The sequence below is a fragment of the Cytobacillus oceanisediminis 2691 genome (genome assembly GCF_000294775.2).
Lineage (GTDB): Bacteria > Bacillota > Bacilli > Bacillales > Cytobacillaceae > Cytobacillus > Cytobacillus pseudoceanisediminis.
In genome coordinates this window covers 20,235-34,183 of record NZ_CP015507.1, presented here as the reverse complement: position 1 = coordinate 34,183, position 13,949 = coordinate 20,235, and the positions used below count along the sequence as shown (strand labels likewise).

Genomic DNA, 13,949 nt, shown 5'->3' with positions numbered 1-13,949 from the left:
CTTTAGGTCCTTTAAGATTTTTTTATATTAGCAGCAAGAGGTCTGTTGTTCATCAGATGTGCCGCTGCAGGAAGACTGTACCTCCGAAGTTCCGCAGCAGTGGTCTTCCTGTGTCGTTGCCTCCTTGATTTCATTATCACAGCAGCCAGATGACTTAGAGGATTTGCCAGTAAACTTGTTAATAATATTCATCTTTAACAGCTCCCTTTTTTTAAATCAATTTTTTTTGATTTATAATTAAAGTATATTAGCAATTATTTCTAAATGCAACCGATTTATCAAAATAATTTGATTAATTATTTTTTAAGTAGTTAATAGTTTTTATCGATGGATTTCAAATCTGAATTAATGAAAATCCTCACCTTGAAAAATTAACATTATGATAATCATCTATTTTGCTTATTAATCAAATTATTTTGATTTTACAAATTGACATATGAAAATTTTGGATATATGATTAACTCATCAAGAATTTTTGATTAAAGAAAGAGTGGATGCAATGAAATCAGAAATAACAAACCAAAATCAATCAATGGACCATCTATTTGAGCATTATGAGGGAAAGTTTAAAGCCATAGCAGATAAAAAGCGGCTTCAAATTATGAATTTATTAACCCAGAACGGCTCCATGTGCGTGTGTGATCTCGCTCCACTAATGGAAATGAGCCAATCCAAACTGTCCTATCATTTAAAGATCTTACTGGATGCCAATATTATCAAAAAAGAAACAAAAGGCACCTGGAGTTTTTACGAACTGAATCAAGAAGAATTAAATCACCTATTATCGTCAGAGCTATGCTGCTTGTTTAAACCTACTTGCTGCTAAATTTTTTTAAAATATATATCAACTTTTTTTGATTAATAAGGAGGAGTTAAAGATGGATTATTACAATTATGAATTGATCATTAAAACAAAACAGCAGGAAACAAACGAGGAATCCTTTTTTAGAAAACTTGTCACGAAGTTCTCTTCAGTAAAAAAAGCCTCAGAACCAAGCAAACAAAATCAATGTGTTTGCATTTGCGAATGCTAGAATGAATAACAATGAATTGGAGTAATTTTTGGAGGAAAAGTTAAAGGAGCTGGTGTTCACCAAGCTCCTTTAATAATCCTAGCAGCAATCACTTTCATTCCCTAATAGCACAAGTCCATTCGCTTCCTGGCTAAAATCCAAAACAAGATTTTGTGTTACGTTTTCAATGTTAGGATCGATTGCCACTGTGATGCCGTTAATCTCACTAATTTTATCCTCTTCACCTGGCTCATCCAGAGCCAGTCCTACCTTTGGCTGTCCTCAGCCAAAGCCTGCAAAATAAAAACGTACGTTTTTGGCATTGTGTTCTTCAAATAACTGTTTCAAGAAATCACGAGCCTGATCTGTAATATTCACGTTCTCCTCACCCCTAATTTATATTCAATGAAGCCTCAAACCATTTTATCATTAAGCATTGGGGAAAAGACGATGAAGGGACTCTTTCATTTCTGGTTTTACATTGATTTTAGGACGTGCGGCCTTCGCCATCTCTTCTGCTTCTTCGATTGTCTTAGCTTTTCCTAGCGATAACAATGATCCAATTGCAACAGTCCCAGTGCGGTTGCTTCCTCCCGCACAGTGGAAGTACACTTTTTTCCCCTCATTATAGGCATTCACCACATGCTCAATAGACTGCTTAATGGATCCATCCTGATTTTCTGCATCATCCACAATAGGACTATGAATCCGATCATAGTCCGCTTCTGGAGCCTCTGCCCGCAAATCGAAAATTACATCTGCTTTTTCATTTCTCATCATCTCTTTTACATCATCGGCTCCGCCAATGTAGATACGATCTTTTATTAATTCATGATAGTTTTTTGTCATGATGCTCCCGCCTTTTATAGTGATTTGCTCCAATCGTGTGTTGGAGTTCCTTCTAGGTACCGTTCGGCATCAAGTGCTGACATGCATCCTGTTCCTGCAGCTGTAATTGCCTGGCGGTATTTCTTATCTTGTACATCACCGCAGGCAAAAACGCCAGGGATATTGGTTTCCGTTGTTCCAGGTACAACATTAATATAGCCTGTTTCATCCGTTTCGATTTGTCCATTGAGGAAAGCCGTATTTGGCGTATGTCCAATCGCAACGAAAATCCCGTCTGTTTCGATCACTTCTTCTTTTCCTGTCACATTGTCTCGAACTTTTAAGCCTGTCACTTTCATTCCATCGGATATCACTTCAATCGGCGTATTGTTGAGCGCCCAAGATATTTTCGCATTCTCTTTGGCACGATCCTGCATAATCTTTGAAGCCCTAAGTTCGTCACGGCGGTGAACAACGGTCACTTCTGAAGCAAACTTCGTTAAGAAATTGGCTTCTTCCATAGCCGAATCCCCACCGCCAACGATAATCACTTTCTTGCCGCGATAAAAGAATCCGTCACAAGTCGCACATGTGCTGACTCCCCGTCCAATATTTTCTAATTCACCAGGAATGCCTAGAAGTTTAGCGGATGCACCCGTGGAAAGAATCAGCGCTTCCGTCTGTATTTCTCCTAAACCGCTCACTTTTAGTGTAAATGGCTTTTTGGAAAGATCTGTTTCAGTTACCCACCCTCTTTTAAACTCAGCTCCAAATCTTTCTGCCTGCTTTCGCATATTGTCCATTAATTCAGGACCCATTACCCCGTCTGTAAACCCTGGAAAATTCTCTACTTCGGTTGTTAACGTCAATTGTCCTCCTGGCTGCGTACCCTCGATCACTATTGGCTTCATATTTGCACGCGCTAAATAAATGGCTGCTGTTAATCCTGCTGGACCTGTCCCTAAAATGACGACCTTTTCCATCTTAATCCCTCCGCTATTGGTTGATAAACTTCTTCAATTCCTGGTGTCCAGAGCCTTCTTCGCTCTGTAATGGAACAATGGCACATTTTTCGCTTAGCTCATTGGTCACTTTTTCAATCCAGTTGATCTCAGCACTTGCTCTTCCTTTTAGAACAGGATCTTTTGTTTCTGTTGCATATAGACTTTGGTTAATCAGCCACCACTTAGGCGTAATATCTGCTCGTTTTAAGTCATCCTGCAAACGGCCAGCTTCCAGTACAGGAGTTGCTTCAGCCAATGTAACAATCACGACTCCTGTTTCTTTTGGGTTTCTTAACCTTGGAAGCAGCATTTTGACACTTTCAGGCACCTCACCCGTTGAGCGCGCAAGCTCTTTATGATAGGACTGAGCCGCATCCAGCAGCAAGAGGGTATGTCCTGATGGAGCGGTATCAATGACCACCACTTCATCCTTCGATTTCTCAACGACTTCTGCAAAAGCCCGAAATACTGCAATCTCCTCTGTACATGGGGAATTTAAATCCTCTTCTATATAAGCTAAAGACTCATCATCCAGTTCACCACTTACATTGGATAGTACCTCGGCTTTATACGCCTCAACTTCTTTTTTTGGATCGATGCGGCTGATGCTCAGGTTCTGATTCAGCTGGCTATTCTGGAAGACAAATTCGAGATGAGCTGCGGGATCCGTGGTGGTCAAATGGACTTTGTGACCTTTTTCTGCTAAGCCGACCGCGATAGCAGAGGCCATTGTTGTTTTGCCGACTCCACCCTTGCCCATTGTAAAGATAACTCTTGTATTAGTAGAAGAAAAATCTTCAATGACTTCACTTAGTCCAGGCAAACTGATCAAATTTTGCTCCATAGCCAATTCAGTCTGCGGAAGGATAAACTGCTTAAACAAATAGCGCAGATTTTTAATCCCTGTAAGGGAATAGGAGACAAATGGCAGTGAATAAGTCGCCACTTGCTTCAGATCGTCTGGCATCCGTTTTAAGGCGTTCCGCTGACGATGGAAGAATGACGCTGAAACCTCATCATCATGAATATGGGACTGCATTAATCCATTTATAATCAGACTCTGGTTCTTGATGCCAATCTCTTTTAATTCTTTGGCAGCACGGCTTGCTTCAACTAAAGAAGATTCATCTGGTCTTGCCACCAGAATTAATGTGGTTTGGGTCGAATCAGCAAGAGCGTCCATCGTAATGGAATAAATCTGTTTCTTTTCCGCAAGTCCTGAGAGTGGTCCCAGGCATGAAGCACCATGCGTGCTTTCTTCTAAAAATCCGCTCCAGGCGGTTGGCAGCTGAAGGAGACGAAGAGTATGGCCTGTTGGTGCGGTATCAAAAATAATGTGATCATAAGCCTCTACAACGGAGGCGTCTGAAAGCAAACTAGTGAATTCATCAAATGCGGCAATTTCAACCGTACAGGCACCTGATAGCTGTTCTTCCATTGTCGCCACAACTGAATCTGGGAGCTTGCCGCGATAAGGTCCAATCGTCTTTTCCCGATAAGCGCGGGCTGCTTCCTCTGGGTCAAGATTACAGGCAGAAAGATTCGAAACCCCAGGCACAGGCATAGGTGTGTTTGTTAGCTCTACCTCTAAAACATCCTGCAAGTTGGATGCCGGATCCGTACTGACAAGCAGAACCCGCTTTCCTTCATCCGCAAGCTTGACAGCCGAGGCACAAGCCGTTGACGTTTTCCCTACTCCTCCTTTTCCTGTAAAGAAAAGAAATTTCGTATTCGTTACCGCCCTTGTATCAAATGGTTGAAACATGCATCTTCCTCCTTCCTATTTTCAGATCAGCTTGAATTTTACGTTTGGCTTTTTAAGAGCGAGATCTTCCACTTTCACTTCAAACCATTGTGCAAGTTCATCGTTTGAAGGATACTTGCCTTCCTTCACGACTGCTCCGTTTAATAACGTGACTGGCAGTGCATCAGGTCCCTTTTCATGGAGTACCTTATTTACCTCTTTATTGTCTGCAAACACAGCTGGTTCATTGGCCAGGTTGTATCGTTTAATATCAAAGCCTTTTTTCTCCAATGCGAAGACAGCCGATGCCATTCTGGTTAGTTCTGGGTCTACACTCGGACCGCACACACCCGTTGGACAGCATAGTGCAGGGTCAAAGATTTCAATTTTATTCATGATTTTCGCTCCCTTACAATTAAATAAGCATATACTTATATATAAGATGAAAGGATAGCCAAGAGAGTGATTTCTCTTGGCTATTTTCTTTTACTTCCCTGTTTCGGCAAACGTTTTAATGCGGTCGCCAATTTCATCACGCACACGCTGGAAGAACGCCCATTTTTCTTCATCTGTTCCTTCTGCTTTTGCAGGATCATCAAATCCCCAGTGTTCGCGTTTCACGTGAGGAGGAGTCATTGGACATTTGTCAGCTGCATCTCCGCAAAGTGTGACAACTAAATCAGCATTATTAAGGATTTCAGGGTCAATAATATCAGAAGTTTGATTGGAAATATCAATGCCAGCTTCTTTCATTGCCTTTACAGCATTTGGATTCAAACCATGTGCTTCGATTCCTGCGCTATATACATTCCACTCATCACCTAAATGCTGCTTTGCCCAACCTTCAGCCATCTGGCTGCGGCAAGAGTTACCTGTACATAGAAAGTAGATTGTTTTTTTAGTCATGTTGAGATTCTCCTTTAGGTAAGTTTTTTTAAATGATCAGTAACCAAATATATAGACCAACCAATGTAATGAACAATGTTGGAATGGTTAATATAATGCCAGTTTTAAAGTAAGTACCCCAGGAGATTTTAACTCCCTTTAAAGACAACACATGAAGCCATAGTAAGGTTGCAAGGGAACCAATCGGTGTAATCTTCGGACCTAAATCAGATCCAATGACATTCGCATAAATGAGTGCTTCTCGGATCACACCGCTAGTATTGGTGTCAGCAATAGCCAGTGCGTCAATCATAACGGTTGGCATATTATTCATCACAGATGAAAGAATGGCCGCAATGAATCCCATACCGATGGTTGCCGCAAATAATCCCTGGTCAGCTGTCATTTGAATTAAATCAGCCAACACATTAGTAAGACCTACGTTTCTCAGCCCGTAAACCACTACATACATTCCGATGGAGAAGAACACAATGGCCCAAGGTGCGCCTTTGATAACGGTACGCGTATTAACTGCTGGGCTTCTGCGCGCCATTAGCAGGAAGAAAATCGCTACAATTCCTGCAATAATGGAAACTGGAACGCCAATAAATTCACTTGCAAAATAGCCGATTAATAGGATTCCTAACACAAGCCAGGACAAACGGAACATTTTGCTGTCACGAACCGCCTCAGCTGGTTTTTTCAAATGTGATAAATCATAATTCTTCGGTATGCTTTTTCTAAAGTATAAGTATAAGACGGTGATGCTTGCTGCTAGTGAAAAGAAGTTTGGAATAATCATTCTGGATGCAAATTCCACAAACCCGATTCCAAAAAAGTCAGCCGAAACGATATTAACAAGGTTGCTGACAACCAAAGGCAGTGATGTCGTATCGGCAATAAATCCGCTCGCAATGATAAATGGAAAAACCATTTTTTCTTCAAATTTCAAGTTTCTTACCATCGCAAGAACAATTGGCGTCAGAATCAATGCTGCTCCATCATTCGCGAAGAATGCCGCAACCAAAGCTCCCAATATGGAAACATACACGAACATCCTTACTCCGTTTCCTTTTGCAGCTCTTGCCATATGGAGAGCTGCCCATTCAAAAAATCCAATCTCATCTAAAATAAGTGAAATGATAATGATGGCAATGAAAGCAAGCGTTGCATTCCAGACAATCGATGTAACATCTATCACATCATTGAAGTCAACTACTCCCACAAGTAAGGCAAGAATAGCGCCTCCACAGGCAGACCATCCGATTGATAAACCTTTAGGCTGCCATATTACTAATATGAGGGTGATCAAAAATATCACCGATGCTAATACAATTTGAGTCAATGTGATACCCCCTCTTACTCACAAGAAATTCTTAGTCCCTGTTCTTCCAGTTCTGTTAGTTTATAATCCTGGCTTGGAAGGTGATCCAGCAGGTTATGCACCATTGGATAGTAGTCACTGTCCTTATTCAGTGAATAAATAATCCATTGACCTCTCCTGGCTTCCCTTACCACGCCTGCATCTTTTAACTTCCGAATATGCTGGCTGATGGCAGGCTGGCTCATTTTAAATATCTCCACAAATTCACATACGCAACAATCGTTGTTGTCTAGAATTTTCACCATAGTTAGTCGTGTCTTATCGCCTAATAATTTTAAGATGGTTGCTGCTTTATCGATTTCAACTGTAGAAACTTTCATCCTGTGTTCACCTCCGACTTTCGATATCAGTATATAATAATTCACTTATATAAGTAAATGCTTTTTTTCTTATTTGCAAAACCTTTACTTATAGTTTGCTTTTTTTAAGTTAAATTATTAGTGGTGACCCTCTAACTGATTAGTAAACAAAGGGCTATAAAGTTCCAATACAGTTATTTAATTTTAAACCTTAAACGTGCATAACCCCGTTATAATTTTATGACGGGGTTATAATAAAGTTATTAAATTTTTTTAACTACAAGTAGCGTTTGAATTAACCTTAGTGAAACATTCTGACCAGGTTTGACATTTGCACTTTAAACCATTATTTAAAACTTCTAACATTTCTTCAATATGCTTCTTTTGTTTTTCTAAATCAACACACTTGGTAAACGCCATTTGTTCCCACCTTTCAGATGGAGTATCCTTGCTATCGAATCCCTCCAAAAGTACGGTTATTTCTTGAATACTAAAACCTGCTAACTGAGCAGTTTTTATAAACTTTAGTTGGTGCAAAACATCTATTGTATAGCGTCTCTGTCCACTTACCCTTGTAGGTATTGGCATTATTCCTATTGATTCATAAAAACGAATAGCAGAAGGACTAACATTAGCTTTTTTTGCTAACTCTCCAATTGAAAAAAAGAACCCATCTAAATATCACCTCTTGACTTAAAGTTTACTTTAAGTATTACACTTTAAACAAATATTAAAGGTGGAGTTTCTTTGAAAATATATTTGCAGGCTTTGGGATCATTGAGTTATGTGCACTTTGTTGTGCGTTCCCTTTCCTTTTAGTTGGATTAACTGGGGTATTAGGAATCGGTTTGGTTTTTTTCGAATTAGGGATTCTTACTAACCGCTTTGTCCTTAGCTGTTTTTATATTTTAAAAGATCGGTGCGTGTAGTACAAATACAGGATGTAATTATAATTCAGGATCATGTAAGCATAGATAATTTCATAATGGAGGTCTTAATAATATGGCTGAATGTAATTGTTGCAAAAGGTTATCAAATGTAGTTTGCAATATTGGATCCTATAATGCAGAAGAAAGGAATCATTATGTTGAGCTACGAAGAGAGTTGACCGAAAATCGCTCAGTTGAGGAAATTCCTTTTGGATATACTTTTATTTATCCCAATCAATCGTCGTTGCTATTAAGAATTGCTGAATGGATTTCTTATGAGAATCGATGCTGTCCATTTATTAGGTTCTCACTTTATGTAAGTGGAGAAGCAGACTCGATAAGATTAGAACTAACAGGAAGTAAAGAAGTCAAAAATCTACTAAAAAAAGAATTTCACTTACCTTAATCCCTCTCCCTCTAAACCTTGTCGGTTTAGGGGTTTTTAGAATAAACCAAATAATAATTATGATAATATTAAGTAAAAGTTCCTGTCCAAATTAAATATTTTCTTAACTATCACTTATTACATAAGCCTCTTATTAACAACAATGCAGAAAGTTTGTTTAGGAGACAATAAAAAGGAGCAACCAAATCATGATTTCTAGAGAACAATTAGAAAACAATCAAGTTTGGCTATATGTCATTGTACTAATGATAGCAGCTGGATTTGGATTAATAGTTCCTGATTTCGGATCACAATTAGATGCAACAATTTCTTTAGTCATTGCTATTTTAATGTATAGCATGTTTTCGCAGATTCCTTTTACTTCTTTAAAAGAGTCGTTTGCTAATCGTCGTTTTATTTGGGCTTTATTAACGGTTAACTATATTGCAGTTCCTATTGTGGTGTGGCTTCTATCAAAGTTATTACCCGAATATCCACCGTTATTACTAGGGGTTTATTTAGTTTTACTTACACCTTGTATTGATTATGTGATTGTTTTTACAGCTCTAGGGCGTGGTAATGAAAAGCTTATTCTTATTTCTACGCCTATTCTCTTCATAACTCAAATGCTACTACTACCTTTGTATTTACTATTGTTTATTGGAGATGATGCAGCAGAAATAGTAAACCCAGGTCCATTCCTTGAATCATTTTTTGGTCTTATCGTTATCCCTTTAGGACTTGCTATTGTCCTACAGATATATGCAAAAAAATCACTTGTTGGAAATAAAATAATAGATAAATCAGCATGGCTTCCCGTTCCATTCATGGCTCTTACTCTTTTTGTTGTTGTATCGTCTCAAATAGGTAAATTATCAACATATATTGACCTAATTATTAGTGTAATTCCTATATATATTGCTTTTATGATTATTATGCCTATCATTTCTAGGATTATCGCAAAGTGGTTCAAGCTTGATATTGGTTCAGGGCGTGCACTCATTTTTAGTGGAACAACACGTAATTCACTTGTAGTTCTTCCTCTTGCTTTAGCCTTACCAGATAATTTAAGCACATTAGTAGCAGCAATAATTGTGACTCAAACAATTGTTGAACTTGCAGGTGAACTAATTTATATTCGTTTAGTACCAAATATACTTTTACGTAAAGGATCACCTTAATTTTATATGTCTTTTTAAAAACCGCCTGAAATTAGTATCAGGTTCTCTTTAGGGGGAGTTTTAATAAAAAAACACCCAATTTAACAACAATTTTAGCAAGGAAAATATCGGGTAACACAGTTGTAATTTCAGCAAAAAAAGAGCATCCCTGTCGATGCTCTTTTAATATTCAATATTGGTTTAAGAAGTAGCCTACTCCTTTTTAGAAGGCATTTGTCAGCCACCATCTATACAAGTTGCACTTGAACTACCTACAACAGCGTTTAATTCCTTCAGGATTACAGAAAGAGTAGACTCGTTTACTAATGTCTCCAATGTTTCATCAGAGATCGGGATGTTGTATTTGTTAAAAGTATCTGTTGTTTGTTCCCAGACTTCAACAATTGCCTTTGAGGACATGTTTTCTTGAATTACCACAATTATCACTCCTTTTTATTAATTGTACCTCTATAGGAAATCAATTTTGAAATTTAAACTCATTTTCAGTTAAAAATCTACTCCATTTTAACATCGATAGTTGCAATAAAAATCGGATTATAAGATGTGTACATAAACCTTGCACAATCTTTTCCTACTAAAATTAGTGGGGTTTTATATAAACGTATTTAACAATAGACTACCTATCAACAAAAAGACCACCTCGCCAATTACGAAATGCTCTGCTATTATTTTCCTTGTTATTTTAGGTAAAACCCCTTAAAGGGAACCCCTTAAAATATTTGCTGCATCTTTTATTAACAAATTGCCATTATAAATTAAAGAAGTTTTTCCATTGCCATTACATCAACAAATTTTCCATCTAAAACACCTTGGTTTTGAAAAATACCCACTTCTCGAAAACCCATTTTTTTATAAAGCCCTTGCCCTAATCCGTTAAAAGGGAAAGTAAATAAAACTAATTTGTGAAAGTTATTTTCTCTAGCTTTGGCTTCCAAAGTGGAAAGAAGTTTTCCTCCTACGCCTTTGCCTCTGGATTCCCTGGAGATATAAACTGAGATATCTGCAACCCCATTATATGCACTACGATTGTTATATGGATTTAAGGATGCCCAGCCAATTATGTTTCTTCCCTCTTCTGCAACCACTACACTAAATCTATCTTTATGATGCTTGAACCATTCTTTCATATATGAAGAATCTTTTATCTCTGTTTCTAACGTTGCAATCCGATCTTCTATTCCTTGATTATATATAGCCAGTATAGCTTTTAAATCTGACTCCCTGGCTCCGCGAACAACTGCTTCACTTATCATTAAAGTTCCTCCACTCGTCCCGATTAATCTTGTTTTCAAGTATATATACAATACGACCTTTAATAAGCTTTGTTAAACCCTTTATTATGGCTATTGATTAATGTATTTAACCTTTTTGCTAAAACTGACCATATAATAGCCAAAATAAGGAGTGTTACTGCACCACCCCAATATATAAAGTTAAAACCAGCCTCTAACTGTATTAAAATGAAACTAAGTGCTGGTCCTAAAGCAGCCCCTACATCTTGAGAGATGGAGTATATGGTAAGGAAAGAAACCACGTTTGCAGTCTTTGCTGTGTCCAGTGCAATCGTGTCCAGTAGGGTAGTTAAAATTGTAGCTCCAGCCATCACTAAAAGAGTAATGACTATCCATATTCCTAACGGAAGTCTAATAGATATCATTCCAAAGACAACCCCTGCAAAAATTAAGGAAACAATAAAAATTGGCAACCTTCCTCGAGAGCCATCAGACCATTGCCCAACAGTCCTTCCCAGGAAAGGCTCCCAAGCCCATCTAACTGCTTGGATTATGCCTGATAATAACGTTACACTAATAACCACACTCAATATTGAAATATGCTCTCCGTAAAAATGTTCAATCATGGGACTCAGAGTGGATGTTAGTATTCCTTGATATAACATAGCAATGAGAAAACCTGAAACGATGATGGATACTTTATACCCTGTCTTGCCAATGAAAGGCTTACTTTTATTGATGTCACCTTTCTCTTCAGAAGTCTCATTATCCTGAGTAAAATTAGATTTCAAAATTAAAGGGAGGCCCAATAGGGTCAAAATACCAAACCCAACTGAAACCGTGCTTAAGCCAATGATCGGAACTAACAAACCGCCAATCAGCATACCCACTAGACTTCCTGTTCGGTAGAGTCCATTATATAGCCCCATGGAACTTCCCCGCTTATTGTTATCAGAATATAGGGCAACAACCGATAATCCGCCGATTCGAAAAAATGACCAAGCAATCCCCCATACTGCACGCAGGATTACCCAGGCGATAAAACCTTCAAAAACACCATAACCTATCGTAGTAAATCCGCCTAATAGAACAGCTATTATCAGTCCAGTCTTCAATGAAATACGTTTATACATCCAACCAACCAAAGGATTAAAAGGCAATCTTATGAAGCGATTTATAGAAAGTAGCACACCAACTTGCCAAATTGATTCAATGCCTGCAGTTTCCCAATAGATAGGCAAGGCAATGTACAGCATGGAATCTCCTAAGAGACTTAAAGCTGTGACTAAGGCGACTATTATAATAGGATTTGAAGACATTTTATCTTTAATAGTCACCATGGTTCATCCTCTCGGAAGATATAATAAATTCTTTAATCATTAGATTGGGTCATTAATTCTTGATAAGCCAAGAGAAATTGTGTAAAGGTTTCCTGACCCATGTCATTTTCCTTTAAGCGAAACAGCCGTTCGAAGGTTCTTTCTTTAGCTTCGTCAAGTGAACATCCAAAAGCATTCATAATTAAATTCATATAAGAAATAAAATATTCTTTTTTGAGCGTTCCGGCATGATTAATTGTCATTTGCATCACCTTTAGATTCGTTTTTAGGGGAAGCGCAGGCTTCCCCTTTAATAAGATTATTATTAATTGCAGCAAGAAGACGCAGGTTCGTCACAGGAGGAAGTTTTACTATTAAGATTGACGCTGCAGACACCTGTTTCTGGTAAGTCTAACTCCACTTTTTCAGCAGCTGCCAAGTCACCACTTAAATAAGCCACAACTGACCTAACTTGTTCATATCCTGTTGCCATTAAGAAGGTTGGAGCACGCCCATAGCTTTTTGCACCTACAATATAAAAATCTTTCTCAGGCTGTCTTAATTCCTTCTCTCCATGAGGACGAACAGTTCCGCAGCTATGAATATTTGGATCGATTAACGGTGCTAAAGCTTTTACACTCTCAGTTGCAGAATCGATGGAGGTACGCAGTTCATTTATGATTAAAAAATCCGGACGGCTTCCTGTATTAACAATCATTTCGTCGATCCCCTCAAGGCTTCTCTGCTTGCCATTTTGGCTGCCTATTAACTCGATTCCCTCTTCTATCTTTTTGACCAATTGGATTCGGAATGGAGTAATGACCTTCACTTGCTGATTATCTACCAGATTGTGAATCCTGCTTCCGAGAAGGCCGCGAGCTTCAAGAGCATCCTTCTCTTCACCGCCATAGGCATCCTCAACACGCTGCCTTCTCATAATCCATATGATCTCCGTTTCAGGATAGGATTCTTTCAATTTGGCTAAATCCAATAAAGCGTTTATGGCTGAATGGCCACCTCCAACAACAGCTATTCGTTTATTTGCATAACGTTGCTGTTCCTTCCCAAGAATATCTGGTATTCCATAGAATATTTTTTCCTTGAGAGATTTTTCTTCAGTGAGCCATACACCACTTGAGACGACAGGGTTGGGGTTTCCCCATGTCCCCGTAGCATCTATCACTGCCTTGGCTTCAAATGTTTTGTACTCTGTATTACTTTCAGTATGGATGATAAATGGGACACTTTCCCGATTTGCTGTTTTCATTTTATCCATATCTTTTCTGCCAATCGATAAAACTTTAGTATTGAGATGAACGAATGGTTTAATTTCAGGTACCATAGCCAATGGCTGCAAATACTGTTCCACCAGCTCCTGCCCAGTCGGCAAACTTTCTAATCCCGGATGAATCCAACCACTGGCATTCAATAAGTCCTTAGCAACTTTATCAACATTGTATTGCCAAGGTGAGAATAAGCGTACATGGCCCCAAGTTAAAATATTTGCACCTATTTGTGAACCAGCTTCTATAAGGATAAAGGGAATCCTATTTTTTGCTAAATGGGCTGCAGCTGCCAAGCCTACAGGCCCACCTCCTATAACCGCAACAGGTAGTTTACTTGTTTCATTATTTAACGTAATACTTTGAGTTGATAAGCTAACATTTGTACCGCAGCATTCGTTTCCACTGATTAGAATATTATTTGCCTTCGTCATTTTAATCTCCTCTTTTCTTTTAATTAGAT

The 13,949-nt window shown here is 38.5% G+C and carries 18 protein-coding genes; 4 read left to right on the top strand and 14 right to left on the bottom strand.

All coding sequences use genetic code 11. From position 1 onward, the window contains the following. Positions 1 to 27 precede the first annotated feature (27 nt). A complete protein-coding gene (locus A361_RS30125) occupies positions 28 to 192 on the bottom strand; it encodes a hypothetical protein (RefSeq protein WP_157888620.1) in 165 nt (54 codons plus the stop codon). A gap of 307 nt (positions 193 to 499) precedes the next feature. Between A361_RS30125 and A361_RS27330 the strand changes: the two genes are divergently transcribed. After that, entirely contained in the window at positions 500 to 826 is a 327-nt protein-coding gene (locus A361_RS27330) for an ArsR/SmtB family transcription factor (RefSeq protein WP_019381019.1), read from the top strand. Between the two features lie 52 nt (positions 827 to 878). Beyond that, on the top strand, positions 879 to 1,034 hold the full coding sequence (locus A361_RS30120) for a hypothetical protein (protein ID WP_019381020.1): 156 nt from the start codon (positions 879 to 881) through the stop codon (positions 1,032 to 1,034). Positions 1,035 to 1,442: 408 nt separating this feature from the next. Here the strand turns inward: A361_RS30120 and A361_RS27325 are convergent, their stop codons facing one another. From A361_RS27325 to A361_RS27290, 8 genes are all read right to left on the bottom strand, one after another. Next, on the bottom strand, positions 1,443 to 1,862 hold the full coding sequence (locus A361_RS27325; protein ID WP_019381022.1) for a protein-tyrosine phosphatase family protein: 420 nt from the start codon (positions 1,860 to 1,862) through the stop codon (positions 1,443 to 1,445). A gap of 14 nt (positions 1,863 to 1,876) precedes the next feature. Then, on the bottom strand, positions 1,877 to 2,824 hold the full coding sequence (trxB, locus tag A361_RS27320) for a thioredoxin-disulfide reductase (protein ID WP_019381023.1): 948 nt from the start codon (positions 2,822 to 2,824) through the stop codon (positions 1,877 to 1,879). Between the two features lie 13 nt (positions 2,825 to 2,837). After that, positions 2,838 to 4,610: an arsenical pump-driving ATPase gene (arsA, locus tag A361_RS27315; RefSeq protein WP_019381024.1), complete on the bottom strand. Its 1,773-nt coding sequence runs from the start codon at positions 4,608 to 4,610 to the stop codon at positions 2,838 to 2,840. A 21-nt stretch (positions 4,611 to 4,631) separates the two neighbouring features. After that, the gene (arsD, locus tag A361_RS27310) at positions 4,632 to 4,985 is read right to left on the bottom strand and encodes an arsenite efflux transporter metallochaperone ArsD (protein ID WP_019381025.1); all 354 of its coding nucleotides are present in this window, start codon (positions 4,983 to 4,985) and stop codon (positions 4,632 to 4,634) included. 90 nt (positions 4,986 to 5,075) lie between these two features. Beyond that, positions 5,076 to 5,495 (bottom strand): arsenate reductase (thioredoxin), encoded by a 420-nt coding sequence (gene arsC, locus A361_RS27305; protein ID WP_019381026.1) that lies wholly within the window; start codon positions 5,493 to 5,495, stop codon positions 5,076 to 5,078. A gap of 28 nt (positions 5,496 to 5,523) precedes the next feature. After that, positions 5,524 to 6,819 carry an arsenical efflux pump membrane protein ArsB gene (locus tag A361_RS27300; protein ID WP_019381027.1) on the bottom strand — a complete coding sequence of 432 codons (1,296 nt, stop codon included), beginning with the start codon at positions 6,817 to 6,819 and terminating at the stop codon, positions 5,524 to 5,526. 14 nt (positions 6,820 to 6,833) lie between these two features. Further along, positions 6,834 to 7,178: an ArsR/SmtB family transcription factor gene (locus A361_RS27295; RefSeq protein ID WP_019381028.1), complete on the bottom strand. Its 345-nt coding sequence runs from the start codon at positions 7,176 to 7,178 to the stop codon at positions 6,834 to 6,836. Between the two features lie 252 nt (positions 7,179 to 7,430). Further along, positions 7,431 to 7,814, bottom strand: a complete 384-nt coding sequence (locus A361_RS27290) for a MerR family transcriptional regulator (RefSeq protein ID WP_026041646.1) — start codon at positions 7,812 to 7,814, stop codon at positions 7,431 to 7,433. Between the two features lie 345 nt (positions 7,815 to 8,159). On the opposite strand from A361_RS27290, the gene A361_RS27285 reads away from it, so the two are divergent. Further along, a complete protein-coding gene (locus A361_RS27285; protein ID WP_019381030.1) occupies positions 8,160 to 8,492 on the top strand; it encodes a hypothetical protein in 333 nt (110 codons plus the stop codon). A 188-nt stretch (positions 8,493 to 8,680) separates the two neighbouring features. Further along, the gene (locus tag A361_RS27280; RefSeq protein ID WP_019381031.1) at positions 8,681 to 9,652 is read left to right on the top strand and encodes an arsenic resistance protein; all 972 of its coding nucleotides are present in this window, start codon (positions 8,681 to 8,683) and stop codon (positions 9,650 to 9,652) included. 216 nt (positions 9,653 to 9,868) lie between these two features. Here A361_RS27280 and A361_RS27275 read toward each other — a convergent pair whose 3' ends face one another. The 5 genes from A361_RS27275 to A361_RS27255 form a co-directional block, all read right to left on the bottom strand. After that, positions 9,869 to 10,051 (bottom strand): hypothetical protein, encoded by a 183-nt coding sequence (locus tag A361_RS27275; RefSeq protein WP_211202641.1) that lies wholly within the window; start codon positions 10,049 to 10,051, stop codon positions 9,869 to 9,871. 356 nt (positions 10,052 to 10,407) lie between these two features. Then, on the bottom strand, positions 10,408 to 10,905 hold the full coding sequence (locus A361_RS27270) for an arsinothricin resistance N-acetyltransferase ArsN1 family A (RefSeq protein WP_019381033.1): 498 nt from the start codon (positions 10,903 to 10,905) through the stop codon (positions 10,408 to 10,410). A gap of 59 nt (positions 10,906 to 10,964) precedes the next feature. Beyond that, the gene (locus tag A361_RS27265; RefSeq protein WP_019381034.1) at positions 10,965 to 12,224 is read right to left on the bottom strand and encodes an MFS transporter; all 1,260 of its coding nucleotides are present in this window, start codon (positions 12,222 to 12,224) and stop codon (positions 10,965 to 10,967) included. Positions 12,225 to 12,256: 32 nt separating this feature from the next. Further along, complete coding sequence (locus tag A361_RS27260; RefSeq protein WP_019381035.1) at positions 12,257 to 12,466, bottom strand: hypothetical protein; 210 nt, start codon at positions 12,464 to 12,466, stop codon at positions 12,257 to 12,259. Between the two features lie 62 nt (positions 12,467 to 12,528). Then, positions 12,529 to 13,920, bottom strand: a complete 1,392-nt coding sequence (locus tag A361_RS27255; RefSeq protein ID WP_019381036.1) for an NAD(P)-binding domain-containing protein — start codon at positions 13,918 to 13,920, stop codon at positions 12,529 to 12,531. Positions 13,921 to 13,949: the final 29 nt, after the last annotated feature.

Coding starts and splice junctions, on each gene's coding strand:
- A361_RS30125 (WP_157888620.1), bottom strand. CDS start 192: ATGAATATTATTAACAAGTTTACTGGCAAATCCTCTAAGTCATCTGGC.
- arsC (WP_019381026.1), bottom strand. CDS start 5,495: ATGACTAAAAAAACAATCTACTTTCTATGTACAGGTAACTCTTGCCGC.
- A361_RS27325 (WP_019381022.1), bottom strand. CDS start 1,862: ATGACAAAAAACTATCATGAATTAATAAAAGATCGTATCTACATTGGC.
- A361_RS27330 (WP_019381019.1), top strand. CDS start 500: ATGAAATCAGAAATAACAAACCAAAATCAATCAATGGACCATCTATTT.
- A361_RS27255 (WP_019381036.1), bottom strand. CDS start 13,920: ATGACGAAGGCAAATAATATTCTAATCAGTGGAAACGAATGCTGCGGT.
- trxB (WP_019381023.1), bottom strand. CDS start 2,824: ATGGAAAAGGTCGTCATTTTAGGGACAGGTCCAGCAGGATTAACAGCA.
- A361_RS27285 (WP_019381030.1), top strand. CDS start 8,160: ATGGCTGAATGTAATTGTTGCAAAAGGTTATCAAATGTAGTTTGCAAT.
- arsA (WP_019381024.1), bottom strand. CDS start 4,610: ATGTTTCAACCATTTGATACAAGGGCGGTAACGAATACGAAATTTCTT.
- A361_RS27280 (WP_019381031.1), top strand. CDS start 8,681: ATGATTTCTAGAGAACAATTAGAAAACAATCAAGTTTGGCTATATGTC.
- A361_RS27260 (WP_019381035.1), bottom strand. CDS start 12,466: ATGACAATTAATCATGCCGGAACGCTCAAAAAAGAATATTTTATTTCT.
- A361_RS27265 (WP_019381034.1), bottom strand. CDS start 12,224: ATGGTGACTATTAAAGATAAAATGTCTTCAAATCCTATTATAATAGTC.
- A361_RS27270 (WP_019381033.1), bottom strand. CDS start 10,905: ATGATAAGTGAAGCAGTTGTTCGCGGAGCCAGGGAGTCAGATTTAAAA.
- A361_RS30120 (WP_019381020.1), top strand. CDS start 879: ATGGATTATTACAATTATGAATTGATCATTAAAACAAAACAGCAGGAA.
- arsD (WP_019381025.1), bottom strand. CDS start 4,985: ATGAATAAAATTGAAATCTTTGACCCTGCACTATGCTGTCCAACGGGT.
- A361_RS27275 (WP_211202641.1), bottom strand. CDS start 10,051: ATGTCCTCAAAGGCAATTGTTGAAGTCTGGGAACAAACAACAGATACT.
- A361_RS27295 (WP_019381028.1), bottom strand. CDS start 7,178: ATGAAAGTTTCTACAGTTGAAATCGATAAAGCAGCAACCATCTTAAAA.